The organism is Mesorhizobium sp. (genome assembly GCF_017306585.1).
Lineage (GTDB): Bacteria > Pseudomonadota > Alphaproteobacteria > Rhizobiales > Rhizobiaceae > Mesorhizobium.
This window is the reverse complement of the sequence record NZ_JAFKIC010000125.1, coordinates 1-17,130: the sequence shown is the minus strand read 5'-3', so window position 1 is coordinate 17,130 and position 17,130 is coordinate 1. Positions and strand designations below refer to the sequence as shown.

18 protein-coding genes and 1 pseudogene are annotated in these 17,130 nt (G+C 59.8%); 14 read left to right on the top strand and 5 right to left on the bottom strand.

Annotated elements, in window-relative coordinates:
- Positions 1-108: 108 nt before the first annotated feature.
- Both J0I79_RS11205 and J0I79_RS11200 read right to left on the bottom strand, forming a co-directional pair.
- Positions 109-2,082 carry a M23 family metallopeptidase gene (locus J0I79_RS11205; protein ID WP_292857696.1) on the bottom strand — a complete coding sequence of 658 codons (1,974 nt, stop codon included), beginning with the start codon at positions 2,080-2,082 and terminating at the stop codon, positions 109-111.
- A gap of 244 nt (positions 2,083-2,326) precedes the next feature.
- A complete protein-coding gene (locus J0I79_RS11200) occupies positions 2,327-3,469 on the bottom strand; it encodes an acyltransferase family protein (RefSeq protein ID WP_292857693.1) in 1,143 nt (380 codons plus the stop codon).
- Between the two features lie 267 nt (positions 3,470-3,736).
- Between J0I79_RS11200 and J0I79_RS11195 the strand changes: the two genes are divergently transcribed.
- The 3 genes from J0I79_RS11195 to J0I79_RS11185 all read left to right on the top strand — a co-directional run bounded on the left by J0I79_RS11195 (position 3,737) and on the right by J0I79_RS11185 (position 5,712).
- A complete protein-coding gene (locus tag J0I79_RS11195; protein ID WP_292857691.1) occupies positions 3,737-4,273 on the top strand; it encodes a sigma-70 family RNA polymerase sigma factor in 537 nt (178 codons plus the stop codon).
- Position 4,274: 1 nt separating this feature from the next.
- Positions 4,275-4,913: an NrsF family protein gene (locus J0I79_RS11190; protein ID WP_292857688.1), complete on the top strand. Its 639-nt coding sequence runs from the start codon at positions 4,275-4,277 to the stop codon at positions 4,911-4,913.
- A gap of 175 nt (positions 4,914-5,088) precedes the next feature.
- The gene (locus J0I79_RS11185) at positions 5,089-5,712 is read left to right on the top strand and encodes a transglutaminase-like cysteine peptidase (RefSeq protein WP_292857685.1); all 624 of its coding nucleotides are present in this window, start codon (positions 5,089-5,091) and stop codon (positions 5,710-5,712) included.
- 47 nt (positions 5,713-5,759) lie between these two features.
- On the opposite strand, the gene J0I79_RS11180 is transcribed toward J0I79_RS11185, so the two are convergent.
- The 3 genes from J0I79_RS11180 to J0I79_RS11170 form a co-directional block, all read right to left on the bottom strand.
- A complete protein-coding gene (locus J0I79_RS11180; protein WP_292857682.1) occupies positions 5,760-5,900 on the bottom strand; it encodes a hypothetical protein in 141 nt (46 codons plus the stop codon).
- Positions 5,901-6,082: 182 nt separating this feature from the next.
- On the bottom strand, positions 6,083-7,927 hold the full coding sequence (locus J0I79_RS11175) for a DUF882 domain-containing protein (protein ID WP_292857679.1): 1,845 nt from the start codon (positions 7,925-7,927) through the stop codon (positions 6,083-6,085).
- Between the two features lie 258 nt (positions 7,928-8,185).
- Positions 8,186-9,142, bottom strand: coding sequence for a murein L,D-transpeptidase family protein (locus J0I79_RS11170; protein WP_292857805.1), 957 nt, complete (start codon positions 9,140-9,142; stop codon positions 8,186-8,188).
- A gap of 495 nt (positions 9,143-9,637) precedes the next feature.
- Between J0I79_RS11170 and J0I79_RS11165 the strand changes: the two genes are divergently transcribed.
- The 11 genes and pseudogenes from J0I79_RS11165 to J0I79_RS11115 form a co-directional block, all read left to right on the top strand.
- Entirely contained in the window at positions 9,638-10,000 is a 363-nt protein-coding gene (locus tag J0I79_RS11165) for a hypothetical protein (RefSeq protein WP_292857676.1), read from the top strand.
- A gap of 125 nt (positions 10,001-10,125) precedes the next feature.
- Positions 10,126-11,568: a multicopper oxidase family protein gene (locus J0I79_RS11160; protein WP_292857673.1), complete on the top strand. Its 1,443-nt coding sequence runs from the start codon at positions 10,126-10,128 to the stop codon at positions 11,566-11,568.
- Positions 11,569-11,632: 64 nt separating this feature from the next.
- Positions 11,633-12,073: a DUF411 domain-containing protein gene (locus J0I79_RS11155; RefSeq protein WP_127384980.1), complete on the top strand. Its 441-nt coding sequence runs from the start codon at positions 11,633-11,635 to the stop codon at positions 12,071-12,073.
- Positions 12,074-12,242: 169 nt separating this feature from the next.
- Entirely contained in the window at positions 12,243-12,845 is a 603-nt protein-coding gene (locus tag J0I79_RS11150) for a DsbE family thiol:disulfide interchange protein (protein WP_292857802.1), read from the top strand.
- A complete protein-coding gene (locus J0I79_RS11145; RefSeq protein WP_292857668.1) occupies positions 12,842-13,363 on the top strand; it encodes a TlpA disulfide reductase family protein in 522 nt (173 codons plus the stop codon). Before J0I79_RS11150 ends, J0I79_RS11145 begins: the two co-directional genes overlap by 4 nt.
- Positions 13,364-13,377: 14 nt before the next feature.
- The gene (locus tag J0I79_RS11140) at positions 13,378-13,704 is read left to right on the top strand and encodes a hypothetical protein (protein ID WP_292857665.1); all 327 of its coding nucleotides are present in this window, start codon (positions 13,378-13,380) and stop codon (positions 13,702-13,704) included.
- A gap of 41 nt (positions 13,705-13,745) precedes the next feature.
- Positions 13,746-14,501, top strand: coding sequence for an SCO family protein (locus J0I79_RS11135; RefSeq protein WP_292857799.1), 756 nt, complete (start codon positions 13,746-13,748; stop codon positions 14,499-14,501).
- Positions 14,498-15,295, top strand: a complete 798-nt coding sequence (locus J0I79_RS11130) for a DsbA family protein (protein WP_292857662.1) — start codon at positions 14,498-14,500, stop codon at positions 15,293-15,295. Before J0I79_RS11135 ends, J0I79_RS11130 begins: the two co-directional genes overlap by 4 nt.
- Before the next feature lie 12 nt (positions 15,296-15,307).
- A complete protein-coding gene (locus J0I79_RS11125) occupies positions 15,308-16,042 on the top strand; it encodes a cytochrome c biogenesis protein CcdA (RefSeq protein WP_292857659.1) in 735 nt (244 codons plus the stop codon).
- A gap of 61 nt (positions 16,043-16,103) precedes the next feature.
- Positions 16,104-16,622, top strand: coding sequence for a hypothetical protein (locus J0I79_RS11120; RefSeq protein WP_292857656.1), 519 nt, complete (start codon positions 16,104-16,106; stop codon positions 16,620-16,622).
- Positions 16,623-16,739: 117 nt separating this feature from the next.
- A pseudogene (locus J0I79_RS11115) lies at positions 16,740-16,934 on the top strand (DUF2958 domain-containing protein); the annotation flags it as partial.
- Positions 16,935-17,130: the final 196 nt, after the last annotated feature.

Below are 17,130 nucleotides of genomic sequence, written 5' to 3'. Positions count from 1 at the left end.
GCCTGGACTGTTGCGACAAAGCTTGTTTCTCACAGGCTCCCCAAACGGATGGCTCGATTTCAAACGGATACCTGGTGCCGACGGGCGTGCTGTATCTGTCGCAGAATCTTAGCAAATTGTTGCACAGTCGTCGCCCTTGACGCTTGCTACCCTCAAGTGATCGCTGTCTTCCTGTTTGAGCAGGTCGTCAATGCGCTGGCGCTCGCGCTTAAAGGCTACAAGGTCATCGCCCTTCAGCACCTTGCCGACCGGAAGGCGAACGCGCATCGCGTCGACCTTGGTGCCGTTGACGATCAACTCGTAGTGGAGATGGGGACCGGTGGAAAGACCGGTCGAGCCAAGATAGCCAATGACCTGTCCTTGCCTCACTTGAGCCCCCGGCACGATGCCCTTGGCGAAGCCGTTCTGGTGGTTGTAGGAGGTCTCATAGCCGTTGGCGTGACGTAGTATTGTCTGTTTGCCATAGCCGCTGGCCCATCCGGCTTTCTCGACGATGCCGTTTCCGGCCGCAATGATTGGCGTTCCGATCGGGGCTGCCCAATCTGTTCCGGTATGCATTTTGACGTAACCCAGGATCGGGTGGCGCCGAAGTCCAAAACCAGAGGTAAACCTGCCATTGGGAACCGGATTGCGTAGCAGGAACTGCTCGGCGCTGCTGCCCTTCTCGTCGAAATAGTCGGTGCTTCCATCCTGCATGTGGAAGCGGTAGAAATTGTGCACGGTGCCGCCAAAGGTCGATGAGACATAAAGCAGTTCGGACTTGTCGGAAGGTTGGTCGTCGCCGTCCGGCTGCGAGAACAGAACATCCATGCGGTCCGACGGGTTGAGCCGGGACTGGAAGTCGACGCCGGATGCCAAAAGCTTGACCAGTTGCTGGGTCATCTTCTTCGACATGCCGTAGGAATAAGCGGCGCGGTAGATCCCGTCATAGATGTTCGGCAAATTGCCGCGCACCGTCACCGGCGGCGAATCGTCGAACGCGGTCAGCAATTCGGGATTGGGTTCAGGCTCCTGCGCCGGCACATACTGGCCGTGATCGTCGAGCGCAATGGTCACGATGTGCTGGGTTTTGTCATAAACGCTGGTGCGGACAACCTTTGCCTGCTCGCCGCGAACCTCCAGCCCCACGCGCAGAACGGTTCCTGCCTTGAGCGCAGTCGCGTTCAACAGCTTGGCGATCGCTTCGGCCATGCCGGTAGCGTCTTCACCTGTGTAGCCGGAACCAGCAAAAGCCTCAGTGACGTCGAGGTCCTTGGTGAAGGGAATGATTTCTTCGGCGAAGGCAGGCGCTTTGTCGTCGGCGATGGCACGCGGCGACACCGAGACGTTTTCTGGCACGACCTTGACATCATAAGAGCCGGCCATGCTCTGCGTCAGTTGGTCTCCAAAGCGCTGAGGGTCCACATAGTGCAGCGACGCCACCTGCACCGCGCCATCGCTCAGTCCCGTGCCGGCGCCGCGCACAACCTTTTCCACCTCCTCGGCGGAGAGATCGCTCTTTTCGTCGAATGAAGCTGTCTCGATCGGGAAATCGACGGTCTTCAGGCTCATCTCGCTTTCGACCTTGGCGCCATAGATCTGACTGACGCCAGTGTCACTTGGCGCCGATTGCTCGGCACCGTCGTCGGCAAACACCTGCATGGGGTCGAAAGGCGGGTAGGGACGGCTGGTCGTGTGCCCGGCGGCAAGCGCCATCTTGATCTGCACGAAAGGTACGGTGTTAATGACGTCGCGGTCGCCGACCTTCGTCACCATCGACACTTCCATGCGCCGGCGGTCCTTGGCCTTGGCGATCTGGCGTAGCGCCACCAGCCTGGTCGTCTTGGAGACTTCGCCGGAATCGCCGCCGTTTTCGACGTGGGCCAACTCGGCGATCTCGGGTGGCGTCGCCAATTGCTGGCGGCCGTCAACAGCGGCGAACAGCGCCACGCCCATCAGCACACTCGAGGTGACGCCGGTGAGGAAGGTGCCCGACAGCCAGCGCGCCGAGATCTCGCGCCGGTCAGGCGGGCGGCTGCGGCCATCCGCGACCAGCGGCGGCTCATTGCCGAGCGCTGCGATGACATCGGCTGTATCGTGCATCCAGAAAGGCGCTTCTTCCCCGAGGCGGAATGGCTTTTCGCCGTATTGAGCCGAAACAGTTGCCCGTCACAGCCGGCAAAGTCAACGACGCGGCTGGCCAAAGCGGTGCTCTGTTGGTTCGGCCTCATCGTCCAGACCGGTTTCCAATGGCAATGAGGCGGCAGTTTGGTCCGAATGTGGCGGTCCCAGCTTTGCAATGAAGTTGGACCTTCGCCCTGATGCGGCGCTTAGTCGTTGAAACCTCTCACTCCACGGTTTTGAGCCTCGCGCTTAAAGGAACCTGCCCTTTCGGCGCGGGCAGGGCGTCCGATCCTGCAAGACGCGCCCAGTTTGGCCGTTCAAACAAGAAGGCACCAATGCCAGCGCGCTTGAGCAGCATGTAGAGCAGCACGGGGCCGGCCAAAGAAACAACGAGAACTGCGAGGCTGAGTGCTCCCGTTTCGGTGATCAGCCCAGTCCTTAAGGCAACCGCGCGAAAGACTGACATCGGAAGCGTGAAGGCGACGTAAATCACCAGGGAATGCTCGCCGAGCCAGCGCAGCCAATCCATGAAAGAAAGCCTGACAAGCAGCGCGCCCAGCACGCAAAGCGCCAGGGCGCCCAGTACGGCGAGGCCAAGATGCAGCGGTGGAAAGGTAGCCAGTCCCATATGTGTGACCGTTGGTTGGACCGAGAATCCCGGTGAAAAGACCAGCAAGCCGTTCGCGAGCGCCCAGACGAGCAAGCCTGCGACGGACAGGACAGTATGGCGCTGCGTCCATCCGACCAGGCGGAATACGAACGGCGCCGCCGCATAGCCGATATAGAAGAAAACGAAATAGGCAACGAATTGCGTCAGGATGTAGCTGGTCGCTTCGATGCCCGACATCTGCAGCACGGCCGCCAGTGCGATCACGATGGGATCGGGGATTTTCAACTGCCACAACAGCCTTGCCACAAGGCCGAATACAGCCAGCATGTAGATGAACCACAAGACGCCATACGGTTCGACGGCCGACATGGCGATGTCACGCAGCATCGAGCTGGGGTCCCGGCCATAGATGCCTATCTTCAGGCCGATCATGATGATCGCCCAGACGGCATAGAAATAGGCATAGTGTAAGATTCGCCGGTCGGCATAGCGGCGCCACGGTCGATCGATCACCTGCGAAAGGAAAAGCCCTGAAATCAGAAAGAACTCGGGCATCCGAAAGGGAGTCGCGAAACCGATGACGTAATGCAGGAACCCGACTTGCCCGGTATATTCCCCGGTGTTGTAAGCCGCGTACATCATCACAACCAGGATGATCGAAAGGCCTTTTGCCGTATCTACCCAAGGCATTCGCGCGGCGGCGCTCGCAGGCAAAGCTCCGAGTGGGTTGCGTATTCGCGGCGAGTGATCGTTCATGTTCGCACAGTCAATTTCCCCCTTCTTGATCCTCTTTGGTTAATGTAACTATCCAACGACGCGTGATTGGCTTGGAAAATCTTGTCCTGGTAAACGAACTCGCACTGCCCAAGGGTATCTAGTCGCCACGAGCCAGCGACCGTTTCGGGACGTTCGCATTGTATTTCGGCGCACACGAATGAGTTATTGGCTGGCCATCAGGCGGAACAATAATTTGCAGCCGAGGTAACAACGGCAGGTTTTTGACGAACTCGGGAGAAAGGGCTTTTGAGCGCCTTGGCCGAAGACGAACTCGCGCGGCTGTTGAGAGCCGCAATTGCTGGCGACGAAAACGCTTATGAGCGATTTCTTGACCAAGCAGCACGCTGTGTTCGAGGTTTCGTCCAGAAGAGGATTGTAAAGGGCGGCGTTGATCCAGAGGACGTGGTGCAGGAGACGCTGCTGGCTATCCATCTGAAACGTCATACTTGGCGGGAAGACGGACCCGTCATGCCATGGATTTATGCAATTGCGCGCCACAAACTGATAGACGCCTTTCGCCGGCAGGGTCGCCGGATCCACGTGGAGATAGGAGACGTCGCCGATAGTTACGCCGAGCCGGAACCCGATGCAGTCAGTGAACTTGAGATTGGTCGGGCACTTAAAACGCTTACTCCAGGTCAGCGAGCGGTAGTATCGGCCGTCTCAGTCGAGGGGCATTCGATCGGCGAGACGGCCATGTCCCTAGGCATGAGTGACACGGCGGTGCGAGTTGCGCTTCACCGTGGCCTGAAAGCCATCTTCCGGCGGTTTGGAACGAATTGAAATGAAGACAGATGATCTCATCAAGACGTTGACCATGGACGCAAGGCGCCCTGTGCTGTTGTTCCCCTCCATATGGTGGGGGGCGATAGGACTGGCAATTCTGGTTGCTGCATCGGTCTTTTTCGCTACGCTCGGCCTTCGACCAGACTTTGCCGCGGCAGCACAAACGCCGCGTTTTCTGTTCAAATTTGTCGTCACCATATCGCTCGCGGCGAGCGCGTTCGTTCCTGCCCGTGCACTGTCAACTCCAGGCGATGCGTGGCGAAAAACAATTCCGTATTTGGCGGTCGCTCCCCTGCTCATCGCCGTTGCGGTGATCGTCGAACTCTTCCTGCTTCCACCGGATATCTGGTCGGCGAGAACGATAGGCAGGAACAGCATGGTATGCCTAACCTACATACCGCTAATTGGCATCGGTCCCTTGGGCATTTTCCTGGCAGTCTTACGTCATGGCGCCTCGACACGGCCGACCCTAGCAGGCGCGGTCTGTGGGATATTTGCAGGAGCGATTGCGGCGACGCTCTACGCGGCCCAGTGCACGGACGATTCTCCGCTGTTCGTAGCGACCTGGTACACGATCGCTGTCGCGGGTCTGGCGGTGATCGGGGGCGTCGGCGCGAACGTAGTCGCTCGCTGGTAGCGACTCACTCTAATGTCGAACGGCAGGGCATCGCGCTCGTGGTCTTGAGCCTTTGCATAACGGCCGCTGCTCCAGCCACGTGGGTAACCATGCTGCCAATTCGGCTGCCGACGTAATTGACACGGATTGTAAATCTCCTTTAACATTTCGTTAACTAACAGGGGCTGGCGGGATAATGATTTCCTTTTCGACGGCGCGAGTGGTGCGCGCGTGTGCCGGGATTGCTGTCGGACTGGCTGTTTCGGCATGGTCGGCAGCGCCAGCGGCTGCTGCCCATCCGATGGCAACCGGCGGCCTGACCTCGCAACCGATCGGACACTATGATTTCTGCCGGACCAATCCTGCCGAATGCTCGATCCGTCCGAGCAACCTCGCTCCAGCGAGGATGACTGACGCACTCCTTCGGAAGCTGACCAGCGTCACCGTCAGGGTCAACGCCGCCGTCAAGCCGATGAGCGACTACGACATTTACGGCAGGGATGAAGTCTGGGCTTATCCAGACAAAGGTGTTGGCGACTGCGAAGATTATGTTCTGGAAAAGCGACGTGAGCTTTTCCGCACGGGATTGTCGTTTGCCGATCTTCTGATCACTGTCGTGCGCAAGCCGGACGGGGAGGGCCATGCTGTTCTGACCGTACGCACAGACAAAGGCGATTTTCTCCTCGACAATCTGACCGACAAGGTCCGTCTGTGGGATGAAACGGACTATAGTTTCCTGAAGCGTCAGGCGATCGATAACACGGGGCGCTGGGTTTCGATCCGCGCGAGCCAACCGATTTTGGTGGGCGCCGTACAGTAGGAACTTACGCTCCATATTTGCTCATGGACCATCTATGAACGGGTCAGCTACATCGCGCCGAGATCCGGATCGATAGCGGTTTTCAACGTTTCATAGGACTGCGCACCGACGAGCATTTGTGTACCGATGAGAAACGAGGGCCTTCCGCCGATCCCCATGGCATTGCCTTCGCCCGCGTCGGCTTTCAATGCCTTGCTTGCAGTCGGTCGCGGCTACCCATCAGGTTTCGACGCTCCTTTTGGCGGCAGTCTAGCGGCCGTCGCGTTTCATAGAGGTTGGTGCAATCGTCTTGAAGTCTCTGACGACGGCGAAATCGCCACCGCCTGATTTTCTTAGCCGTGGTTCCTAAATCCTCCAGATCAGCAAGTCTTCACCTGGTCTGGAAGCGGGCGATCGACATGAACCTGATGGCGTTGCCGGTAAATCTGTTGGCGTCGGCCATTTGATTGTTCGGCTGGAAACCGGCCGTATAGACCTCGCTCGGCGGGGTGTGCACGATATTGTAGGCATAGCGCGGCGCTGTCGTTGCGCTTGAGACTGTGGCGATATTTTCTCCGCTGTTCAGCGCCCAGCGTGCGGCTCGCGGCGCAGCGGCGACCACCACGGATTTGGGATTGTGCTTCGGGTCCCCTGCGGTTGCCCTGGCTTCCTTGGGCGTGGTCTTCACGCCTGCGCCAATCGCTGTAGCCGGATCGGAACCGGCCGGCAGGGCAGAGATCGCGCTACGCGGCGACGCGGGAATCACTCCAGCCGGATCGGAATCGGCGGGCAGGGCAGAAATCTGGCTGCGCGGCGACAAGACATTCACACCGGCCGGATCACTGAACGACGAGCTTGGCTCCGGCAAGGAGGCGACCTGATATTCATCGAGGACGGCCTTGACCTCGGCGTTGTCAAGCCGGGCAGTTGGCTTCACCCAAGATACATCACTGGCAGTCTGGTCATGTGAGGCGGTATCCGCCAGCGCCAGCAGCACATGCTTGTCTTGCGGTGCGAGGTCAGCCGGCAGCGATCGGTCGGGACGCCAGGCCGGTACCGGAATGTTGTTAACCGCGACCACAGCTGGATAGGCAACGATGGCAGGATCAGTCATGCCTGACGGAACGCTCGTCGGCGCTTGCGCCGTCGCCACCGTCTGCTTGAGGGCGGCAGTGGCATCCGCCATGCCGAGCGGAACATCTCTCGGCGGCTCCGCGCCGACATCGGCCTTCGGACGCGGTGCGAAATCAGGCAGCGGAATGCTGCGCGCCGGCAGCGCCGCGATAATGGTCTCGGGCGTGTCCTGCTGCGGCTGCGAATCGGCAGCGTTGTCATCGGCAATCTGCGTAATGTCGGCGCGTTGCGCATCCTGCGGCGCCACAACGGCTATGGCCGGGAGGTTGCTGCTCCTTGCGATCGCTGTCGGCTTCACGGCCCTCGGCTTGGGCGCAGGCGCGGCGGTCGCGACATCAGCGCTATCATCCGACTCGTCAGAACCGCTGCTGAAGAAAGCAGCCAGTAGACCACCGGATTTCTTGTAACCGCCGCTTGCGCTGGCCATCTCGATTGTCGGAGCGCCAGCGCCCTTACGTGCCTTATAGGCGGCGAGCGCAAGCTCATAGCCAGGCAGCGGCTTGCCATCGCTCGGCACATGCAGTGTCTTGCCGTTGGGGAACAGGCTGACGAGTTCCTGGCGGCTGATGCCAGGCCAGTGGCGCACGTTGCCGACATCCATGTGGACGAAGGGCGAACCGGATGACGGATAGTAGCCGACGCCGCCGCCCTGCAGCTTGAGGCCGATGTTGCGCAGCTTCTTCAGCGGCACGCCGGGAATGTAGAAATCTAAAGCCTTGCCGAGCATGTGCTGGCTTTCTTTGGCTACACCCCTGCTGCGGCTGCGAAGCATCGAGTTCGTCGCCGGCGAGCGATAGCCGCAGACGACCTGGATGTAGTCGGTGGCGCCGCTGGCGCGGTACGATTCCCAGACCAGATCCAGCAAACGCGGATCCATCTTGGTCGGCTCGTTGCGACGCCAGTCGCGCAGAATGATGTTGATCTTTCTCAGACCCTCCGGATCGTAGCGGCCATTGCGTTTGTAGACGATCTCGGCCTTTTCTTGTGTATGGAGGTGATAGAGTTTCAGCGAACGTGTTTCGGCGTTTGCGCCACCAGCCATCGTGGCAAGAACCCCAAAGGCAACAATCACAGCTGCCAGCCATCTCGGCCAGACGCTCATGTGATAGTGCCGACCGTCTGGGTGTCGTTCGATGCTGTTCAAATCAAAAGGCCTTGCAGGCTGCCGTTTGTCCCCGGATTTGCCCAAACGGATGCGTCGTTTTCACATCCGAATATCGATCCTAATGGTTAACCCTCGCTTATTAACCATCGCTTATTGAAAGCCGAAATGCGGTAATACCGTGGCCAAATCTGGCAAATGAGGAAACACTGCGATCCCGCCTCGACAGGATCGAACGGCATTCTGGGCTTCTGCATGTCATTCGCTCGGCGCGTGGGGATCCGCCAGCGCAGCATCCGGTCGACTAATCGGAACGTCATCCAATGATGTTTTCTGAGCAAGCACCGCAGGCCCCCGGCTTTTCAGCAGTTTCCGAAAACTTGGATGCATGCCGCCATCTGAATATGCATGGGCCGATATATTTGTGCCGGAGGCAAGGTCCGCTTCCATCTTGCGTTCATCTGAAACGCGTCGAGCGACCACGGCACCGTTTTCTGCATTTAGCATCGGTGGACATGAAGCCAGCGGGTCGCGAGGATCGCCACCCTCAAAGGTCGCGTCGAAGACATATCGTCTGCCGCAATAAGTCACCCTGGGTTGACGACCCGTGACCTCCAAAATGTCGTAGCCCTGTTTCAGGTTTGTCCAAAAATCGAAATTAGGGTCATTTCGATTCCGTGCCATGTTTTCAGGCGTCATCCGGAATGGAAAAGCCTGCACCTGAAAGGAGGACTGGCCGCCCCTGATGGCTTCACGGGCAACGGCGTAGATTTCCGCGACGCCTGCATCCGTGAGCGCAAAGCATCCTGAAGACGAACAGGCGCCGTGAACCATCAAGGCTTCGCCGCTATAGCCAAGGGCGCTTTCCAGTTTGTTCGGGTAGCCCAGATTGAAAGAGAGATAATATTGCGAGTTCGGATTCAGCATGCCTGCGGATACGTTGTAAAATCCTTCTGGAGCCTGCCGGTCCCCATTTCTCGTTTTTGGGCCGAGTTTCCCGGACCAGCGGCACATCGGAAAGGTCTTCAACAGGGCATAACGCCCGGTGCGATCACGTTTCCAGATCTCAAGCTCGCTTTCATCCTTGAAGATGCGGATCAGAATGGGATCGGCCGGCATCATTTTGCGCTTGCTCATATCGCTGATGAGGCTTGCCGCAATTGGTTGATTTGCCTTGTTGTCGACGTCAAGAACCGTCGACACGCAAGCTGACATAACCAGGGCGAGGGCGGGCAGGGTCAAAAAACCGAGCAGTCGCTGAAACAAATTCATCTCTGTCCCTTGTGGATCAGCCCCTGCTGTCTGCTCTGCCGTTGACAGCTCGATGTCGCGTTTCGCGTTAATAGCAATAACAGCATCGTTCGTCAGTAAGGTTAACAAAATTCGAATTTTGGCACGACGGCTTCGACTTTTCTTGGTTCCGTCCCGTTCAGCCAAACTCGAAGTCGCCGGGGTATTGAGCCTTGTTATGACGAAGGCGGGGCCGCGTGGTATGAACTTTATCGCGACGACGGGTCTAGGCGAGGGAGACGAGTGAACCGATAAGGGCGCGATAGCGAGTCATTTCGCGAAATCGATTGCTTACCATCACATCTCGGCGAGTGGGACTGTTTCAATGTTGCAGACTCTTGTTTTGACTTGCCAAACGCACATTTCGAGACCAGCCTGAGGGCTATGATGGCATGCTCGTCGCCAAAACACGTCCTTGTCATGCTGCTCGCGGTCTTCCTGACTGTCGGGTTTAGCTTTTCTGCCGCTCAGGCCAGCGTGATGTCGGCCAAGATGACGATGATGACCGGCAGCGGCATGACCATGCCCGCCGACGTCGGCATGGCCACCGGTTCCGCCATGAATGGCGATTGCAAGGCTTGCCTCAAGGGCACGAGCGACAGCGGCAACCCGATTCACTGTCCGCCGGTATGCGTCGCACCTGTCCTGGCTGTGTTGCCGCAAGATCTCGCCATCAGGATGGTTCTGCGGGCGCAGCAGCCATCGGCGCTACCAGCCCGGTTCCTGCGCGGGCGAAGTTCCGTGCCCGACCCATTCCCTCCAAGACCCATCGATCTCGTCTGACGCTGGTTTAGCCGTCCTGCGGCTGATTTCTGGCGTTTGGTCGCCCGCTACGCGCGCTTGAGCGGCGGGCGCGGACAGCAATCAATCGACGGCCGCCGTCGATTGAGATCGCAGAGGGCACAAGGGTGAATTCCGATTTCAGTCATTTCATGTCGCGCCGCGGATTTCTCGTTGCGGCGGCAGGCGCTGCCTCGACAACCCTGTTTACCGCCAGGTCACTCCGGGCATCCGAGGTCGATGAGCGCGAGCTGAAGGCAACACACGGCCGTGCCAGCCTTGCTGGTCCGGATAGTCCATGGACCGCTGTCTGGGCTTATGACGGAACGGTGCCCGGCCCGATACTACGTGTGCAGCAGGGCAGGCCGGTTCGCATCACGGTCCAGAATTGGCTTTCCGAGGATACCACGGTTCACTGGCATGGCATCCGGCTGCAAAACGCCATGGACGGCGTGCCTGGCCTGACCCAAGCACCGATCAAGCCGGGAACAAGCTTTGTCTATGAGTTCACGCCGCCCGACGCCGGCACCTTCTGGTACCATCCGCATGCCGACAGCCTCGTGCAGCTCGGCCGCGGACTTGCCGGCGCGTTCATCGTCGAGGAGGCCGAGCCTATTGTTGTGGATCGCGACCTTGTGTGGATGCTCCAGGACTGGCGGCTGACCGCCGATAAGCAGATCGTTCCCGGCTCCGGCAGCACGATGGACGCGGCCATGTCCGGCCGCGTCGGCAATGTCGTTACCATCAACGGCACGGTGCCGGCCGACCAACTGGTGAAGGCGGGCGAGCGCGTCAGGCTGCGGATTATCAACGCCTCGCTTGCCCGCATCATGGCACTGCGCTTCGAAGGCCATCACCCGATCATTGTGGCGATCGACGGCCAGCCCTGTGACCCGTACGAAGCGGAAGACGGCCGGCTGGTTCTCGCGCCTGCCATGCGCATCGATGTCGTGATCGACATGCAGGGCGACCCAGGCACGCGTTACGCGGTGACCGACGACTTCTATGACGGTCTCGTCTACACGCTGACCAAGCTTGCCTATGACAACGCACCGCCGCTGCGGAACCATCCGCTCGATGCGCCTGTTGACCTACCCCGCAATCCCTTGCCCGAACCCGACCTCACCAGGGCCGAACGTCAGGAGATCATCCTGCAAGGCGGCATGATGGGTGGAGGCAAGCTCGCCGGCGTCGGCGGCATGATGGGCATGGCGACGCCCGGCATAAACGGCGTCGCTGCCTGGGCGATCAACGGCATGTCGATGACCGGCGACGGCCACGCCGGCATGGCGCCGCAGTTCACGCTGAAACGCGGCGCCACTTGTCATCTCACCATGCGCAACGAAACCGCCTGGTGGCATCCCATGCACATCCACGGTTTCAGCATGTTGGTGCTTTCCCGCAACGGTTCGCCGGTGCCGCACCGGCAATGGCAGGACACGGTGCTGCTCGCCCCCAAGGACACGATCGAATGCGCCTTCGTCGCCGACAATCCCGGCGACTGGATGTTGCACTGCCATGTCGCCGACCATCAGATGGCCGGCCTGATGACCGTGTTCCGAGTCACCTGAGTCCTTCGCCAATCGCTGAACCTTTTCGCCAACCAGACCAACCAATGAACCAAGGAGAACTGCAATGAAACTGACTTACTCCCTCGCCGCCTTCGCTATTGCGATCGCCATGCCGCTGCCTGCTGTCGCGGCGACCATCAACGCGGTGATGTACAAGAATCCGCAATGTAGCTGCTGCGAATCCTACGCCAGATATCTGGAACACAACGGCTTCAAGGTCGACATCAAGCCGGTCAACAACCTATCCCAGATCAGCAGTGATGCCGGCGTGCCGGCCGACCTCGAAGGCTGTCACACGCTGATGGTCGACGGCTATGTCGTCGACGGCCTGGTACCAGTCGATATCGTCAAGAAGCTGTTGACCGAACGGCCTGCCATCACCGGCATCACGCTGGCCGGCATGCCGACCGGCGCTCCCGGCATGGGTGGCGAGAAGGCTGGGACCTGGACGATCTACGCTTTCACGAAGGACGGCAAAGCACCTACCGTTTACGCAACAGAGTGAGGCATTGCGATGATGGCCAATATGTCCGATTGCCCTGCCAAAACCTGGCTGGCCATGACGTTTCTGTCCGTTGCGGGCTTTCTTGTCCTAGTCGTTCTGTTGCTCACAGTGGCAGCGCTCGCAAGATACGTGCGAACGGGGCAGGGAATCACATTTGGGCGGTGGCATGATGACCCGCGGTGAGATTCTTGGATCAGATCGGCCGGCCAGCCGGCCCGTTTGGCGGCTGCTGCTGGTGGTCCTGCCTGTGGTGGTTTTTGCAGGGCTCGCCATTGTGCTTGCCTGGGGACTTACCCGCAATGCGTCGGACATTCCCTCGGCGCTGATCGGTAAGCCGGTGCCCGCCTTCAGCCTGGCACCTGTTAAGGGACGCACGCTCGGCTTGTCGGGCGGCGACCTCCAGGGCGAGGTTTCGCTCGTCAACGTCTTTGCGTCATGGTGCCTCGCCTGCCGCGAGGAGCATCCCGTGTTCATGCAGCTGGCGGCCGACAGCAAGGTGCCGCTCCACGGCCTCAACTACAAGGACAGGCCCGACGGCGCTGCAAGATGGCTCGACACGATGGGCGATCCTTACACGCGTGCCGGAGCGGACCTGAACGGCCGCGTCGCCATCGACTGGGGCGTCTACGGTGTACCTGAAACCTTCGTGGTGAGCGCCGACGGCCGCATTGCCTACAAGTACATTGGCGCGGTGACCCAAGAGGCGCTTGGGAAGACGATCCTGCCGCTGGTCGAGCGCCTGAGGGCAGAGGCGAAGGAGCAGCAACCATGAAGATACTTGCTCTCGCCCTCTTCGGCGCAATACTCGCGGTGGAGCCCGCAACCGCTATCGAGGCGCCGCAGAATTTTGCCGTTCACGAGGCTCCCCTGCCGGTGCCGGAAATCAGCTTCGAGGACGCCGAGGGCGGGCGCAGAACACTCGCCGAATTTTCCGGCAAGGCCGTGCTGCTTAACATCTGGGCGACATGGTGCGCGCCCTGCCGGAAAGAGATGCCGACGCTCGACCGGCTGCAGGCCAAACTCGGCGGGCCAGATTTCGAGGTCGTCGCGCTGTCGATAGATCGTAGCCCGGACATGGTGAAACAGTTCTTCACGGAGATCGGCATCGCTCATCTCGCCCTCAACATCGACACATCGAGCAAGGCAATGTTCGCGCTCGGCGTCTTCGGCCTGCCGACAACCTTGCTGATCGACAGCAAGGGCATGGAAGTCGGTCGGCTGATCGGTCCGGCGGAATGGGACGCGCCCGAAATGGTCGCGTTCATCCGCCGCCATGTCGCCGCAGACTGAGAAAGGAAAATGAGATGACCGCTACGGAACTGACCCGAACCAAGGCCTCGCCCGGTGGCGACTTCGCCATCCGCAACTATCTCGGCGGTTGGCGGGGCCTGAGCGCTGCAGGCGCGGTCATTGCCATTGCCGGCCTCGCCTTCAACTGGACCTTGCTGGTCGCGGTCGGCGTCGCGCCGCTGTTGCTCAGCGTCCTGCCCTGCGTCGCCATGTGCGCGCTTGGCCTCTGCATGAACAGGATGACCGGCCGCGCCTGCTCGACCGAAAATGTTGTCCCAAAAGCCGACGGTGAGGGCGATGGCGCCAACGCGGTGCCCATCAACCCGAAAGACAATAGGTGATGTTCGTCCGGGTCCAAAAAGAGCCGAAGGCTTCGCTGGGGATGCACCTGCTGCGCAGCCTCATCGCGCTGACGGCACTGGTTTTCAGCTTTGTCCAGAGTGCGGAAGCGCACTCGCTGGATGAAGTCGACGCAATGCTTCAGGGCGACGAGAAGTATTTCCAGCAGATCGACAAGCCAGCGCCCGATTTTGCGCTGCGCTCCGCCGAAGGGCACGTCGTGCGAATGGCCGATCTGCGTGGCAAGGTCGTCGTCCTTCACTTCATCTACACCTCGTGTCCGGATGTGTGCCCTCTCCATGCCGAGAAGATTGCCGAGATCCAGACGATGGTGAACGGCACGCCGATGAAGGATCAGGTCACCTTCGTGACCATCACGACGGATCCCACGAGAGACACGCCGGACGTGCTGCGCAATTACGGGCCGGCCCATGGGCTCGACCCGGTGAACTGGTTGCCCCTGACCACGACCCAGGAACAGCCGGAGGACACGACCCGCAAATTGGCGGAGGCCTTCGGCCACAAGTTTGCCCTGACCGATGACGGCTATCAGATGCACGGCACCGTCACTCATGTGATCGACAAGCAGGGCCGCTGGCGGGCGAATTTCCACGGCCTGAATTTTGCGCCGATCAATCTCGTCACCTTCGTCAACGCGCTCACCAACGACGTCGAGCGTCCGCACCATGAGCAGGACGAGGGCTGGCTGGCAAAACTGAAAGACCTCTTTGACGCAGTTTTCATCGGGGGCCATGCCGACCCGGCCTCCTTAACGGATAACAAGGAGAGACGTACATGATCAGCAGGCTAAAACAGGCAAATCGATACGGGGGCTGGCTTGTCCGCACGCTTCTGCTTGCCGGAGTGACGGGATGGCTCCTGCTCAACCCGGGCTTTCAGGGCGCACAGCGATCGGCGATCGCGGCCGGTGAAATGTCCCAGGACCAGTTCGACCAACGGGTGCACGACTACATTATCGCGCATCCCGAGGTCATCATGGAGGCGATACAAGGGTTGGAGGCACGCCAGCGCGAGGCCGATGCGGCCGAGGCAAAGGCGACGCTTGCGTCGCGTGCCGACGATATCCTTCGAGACAAGCAAAGCCCCGTTGGCGGCAACGTGGAAGGCAACGTCACCATGGTCGAATTCTTCGACTACAACTGTCCCTATTGCCGCCAGGTAGCACCTATCATGGCGCAAGCCGTGGCCGACGATCCGCAACTCAAGATCGTCTACAAGGAATTCCCCATCCTCGGGCCGGCTTCCGTGTTCGCGGCCAAGGCAGCACTCGCGGCCGACCGACAAGGGAAGTACGTGGAGTTCCACAAGGCGTTGTTCGGCGCCAAGACACGGGTGACCGAGGCGGTGGTGCTCAAGGTCGCGGCCGAGGCAGGCCTCGATGTCCCGCGCATGCAGACCGACATGCAGAGCCCGGAAATCCAGGCGTCGATCGACCGCAATATGGAACTAGCCCAAGCGCTAAAAATAACCGGAACTCCAGGTTTTATTGTTGGGGATCAGATTTTTCCCGGCGCCACCGATCTTGAGACGATGAAAAAACTGATCGAGCGGGCGCGGGGGCTGCAGAAATGAGGTAGCTGATCGATGCCCGAACTCTCCAACATCGGCGTGCTGACCGCGTTTGCGGCGGGCATCGTCTCGTTTCTCTCTCCCTGCGTGCTGCCACTGGTGCCCGGCTATGTTTCCTATGTCGCCGGTCGAACGCAGCCTGACGGGCCGGCCGATCGGACGGCCCGCTTGTCGGCGGCGGGCCTCAGTTTGTGCTTCGTGCTCGGGTTCTCGACCGTCTTCATTGTGCTGGGCGCCAGCGCCACGGCGCTCGGGCGGCTGTTGCTTAGCTACCGCATCGAACTCAACCTCGTCGGCGGCACCGTCGTCATCCTGTTCGGCCTGTTCCTGATCGGTCTCGTCCGACCGGGCTGGATGATGCGCGAAGCGCGGTTTCATGCCGCCGCGCCGGGCGGCCGTGCGATGTCTGCTTACGCGCTCGGTCTGGCCTTCGCCTTTGGCTGGACGCCTTGCATCGGTCCGATTCTTGGCTCGATCCTGACCGTGGGTGCTGCCTCCGCCACGGTCGCCGACGGCGTTGCCCTGCTTGCGATCTACTCGCTTGGCCTTGGCGTTCCGTTCCTGCTTGCCGCGCTGTTCACCGACAGCCTAGCGCGGCGGCTAAAGGCGATGCGCCGGGCAGGCCGGCTGCTGCAACCGGCCGCCGGCGCGATCATGGTCGTCATGGGGCTCGCCATGATCACCGGACAGATGTCGACATTCTCGTTCTGGCTTCTCGAGCAGTTTCCGATATTCACGCGCATCGGCTGAAGGCCGGGAAAGGAATTTTCAAATGGCCCCTATTTCGAACCTCGCGGGAAAAACGCTCGCCATGGCGGTCGCGGTCGCCGGGCTGATGGTCTTCCTGAGCGCCAACACAGCGGTCGCTGCCAGCGATCCGTGGTTGATTAAGCGTTTCGAGGATCTCAGCCACAATGGCAACAGCTCCTGCTTGAGCAAGTTCACGGACTCGATCGCCACCATGCCGGCCATATCGCGGATCAAGGGCTCGTGTTGCAGTCCGATGGACCTGAAGCGCTATTCAGAACAAACGGATGGCCTGACCAAATACGGCGACATCGCGATGATCCCGCAGGATCCCTACGACATACCGGTGGCGACCGCGCAACAGGCGACGGCCTACTATGACATGCAGCTCACCGGCGATGAGCAGAAGGCTTACGACTACGCAATGGCCAATTCAAACGAGAAAGGCCCGTGCTGCTGCCAATGCTGGCGCTGGAAGATGTATGGCGGACTGGCGAAATACCTGATCCATGAACACGGTTTTACCGGCAAGCAGATCGTGGATGTTTGGAACCTGTCCGACGGCTGCGGCGGGGGTATGTGAAATTGTAGTGGCGGCACGGCCGAGTGAATCGGATTGCCGCCGTAGCGATCCATCCATCAGGCCAGGACCGACATTAGGGCGCGAGGTCGATGAGACCGAGATCAACAGGAGGGCGGCATGATCCTCCTCACTGGCGAACTGTGCGAGCGCCTGATCGCAAATGTCCGCGAGCGCAACGCCGATCACCTGCCGGTCGTCAAGTTCTTCAATCTGCTCGGCGAAGGAGTTTGGATTGCGATCGAATTGAATGCCAATGGCGACGAAATGTTCGGTCTCGCCGATCTCGGCTATCCCGAGCTGGGCAGTTTCTCGTGAGCGGCTGTGGCTCAACAGTATCTGTTTGATTTCTATCGCTTAGCAAGTTCCAATGTAGGCAGTTTCGTCTATTGTTGCATTCTCTATCACCAAAAAATGCATGTATTTTCAATGGATTATGGGATTTATTCGCCGCACCTGTTGGATAAGGCATTGCAGCGATGTTCTCTGGGCGATCGTTGCAATCAGGATG

Excerpts from the sequence above, each read along its gene's own strand:
- J0I79_RS11185 (WP_292857685.1), top strand. The coding sequence starts at position 5,089 with ATGATTTCCTTTTCGACGGCGCGAGTGGTGCGCGCGTGTGCCGGGATT.
- J0I79_RS11150 (WP_292857802.1), top strand. The coding sequence starts at position 12,243 with ATGACCCGCGGTGAGATTCTTGGATCAGATCGGCCGGCCAGCCGGCCC.
- J0I79_RS11175 (WP_292857679.1), bottom strand. The coding sequence starts at position 7,927 with ATGAGCGTCTGGCCGAGATGGCTGGCAGCTGTGATTGTTGCCTTTGGG.
- J0I79_RS11120 (WP_292857656.1), top strand. The coding sequence starts at position 16,104 with ATGGCGGTCGCGGTCGCCGGGCTGATGGTCTTCCTGAGCGCCAACACA.
- J0I79_RS11140 (WP_292857665.1), top strand. The coding sequence starts at position 13,378 with ATGACCGCTACGGAACTGACCCGAACCAAGGCCTCGCCCGGTGGCGAC.
- J0I79_RS11170 (WP_292857805.1), bottom strand. The coding sequence starts at position 9,142 with ATGTCAGCTTGCGTGTCGACGGTTCTTGACGTCGACAACAAGGCAAAT.
- J0I79_RS11165 (WP_292857676.1), top strand. The coding sequence starts at position 9,638 with ATGCTGCTCGCGGTCTTCCTGACTGTCGGGTTTAGCTTTTCTGCCGCT.
- J0I79_RS11125 (WP_292857659.1), top strand. The coding sequence starts at position 15,308 with ATGCCCGAACTCTCCAACATCGGCGTGCTGACCGCGTTTGCGGCGGGC.
- J0I79_RS11135 (WP_292857799.1), top strand. The coding sequence starts at position 13,746 with ATGCACCTGCTGCGCAGCCTCATCGCGCTGACGGCACTGGTTTTCAGC.
- J0I79_RS11205 (WP_292857696.1), bottom strand. The coding sequence starts at position 2,082 with ATGCACGATACAGCCGATGTCATCGCAGCGCTCGGCAATGAGCCGCCG.
- J0I79_RS11155 (WP_127384980.1), top strand. The coding sequence starts at position 11,633 with ATGAAACTGACTTACTCCCTCGCCGCCTTCGCTATTGCGATCGCCATG.
- J0I79_RS11145 (WP_292857668.1), top strand. The coding sequence starts at position 12,842 with ATGAAGATACTTGCTCTCGCCCTCTTCGGCGCAATACTCGCGGTGGAG.
- J0I79_RS11130 (WP_292857662.1), top strand. The coding sequence starts at position 14,498 with ATGATCAGCAGGCTAAAACAGGCAAATCGATACGGGGGCTGGCTTGTC.
- J0I79_RS11200 (WP_292857693.1), bottom strand. The coding sequence starts at position 3,469 with ATGAACGATCACTCGCCGCGAATACGCAACCCACTCGGAGCTTTGCCT.
- J0I79_RS11190 (WP_292857688.1), top strand. The coding sequence starts at position 4,275 with ATGAAGACAGATGATCTCATCAAGACGTTGACCATGGACGCAAGGCGC.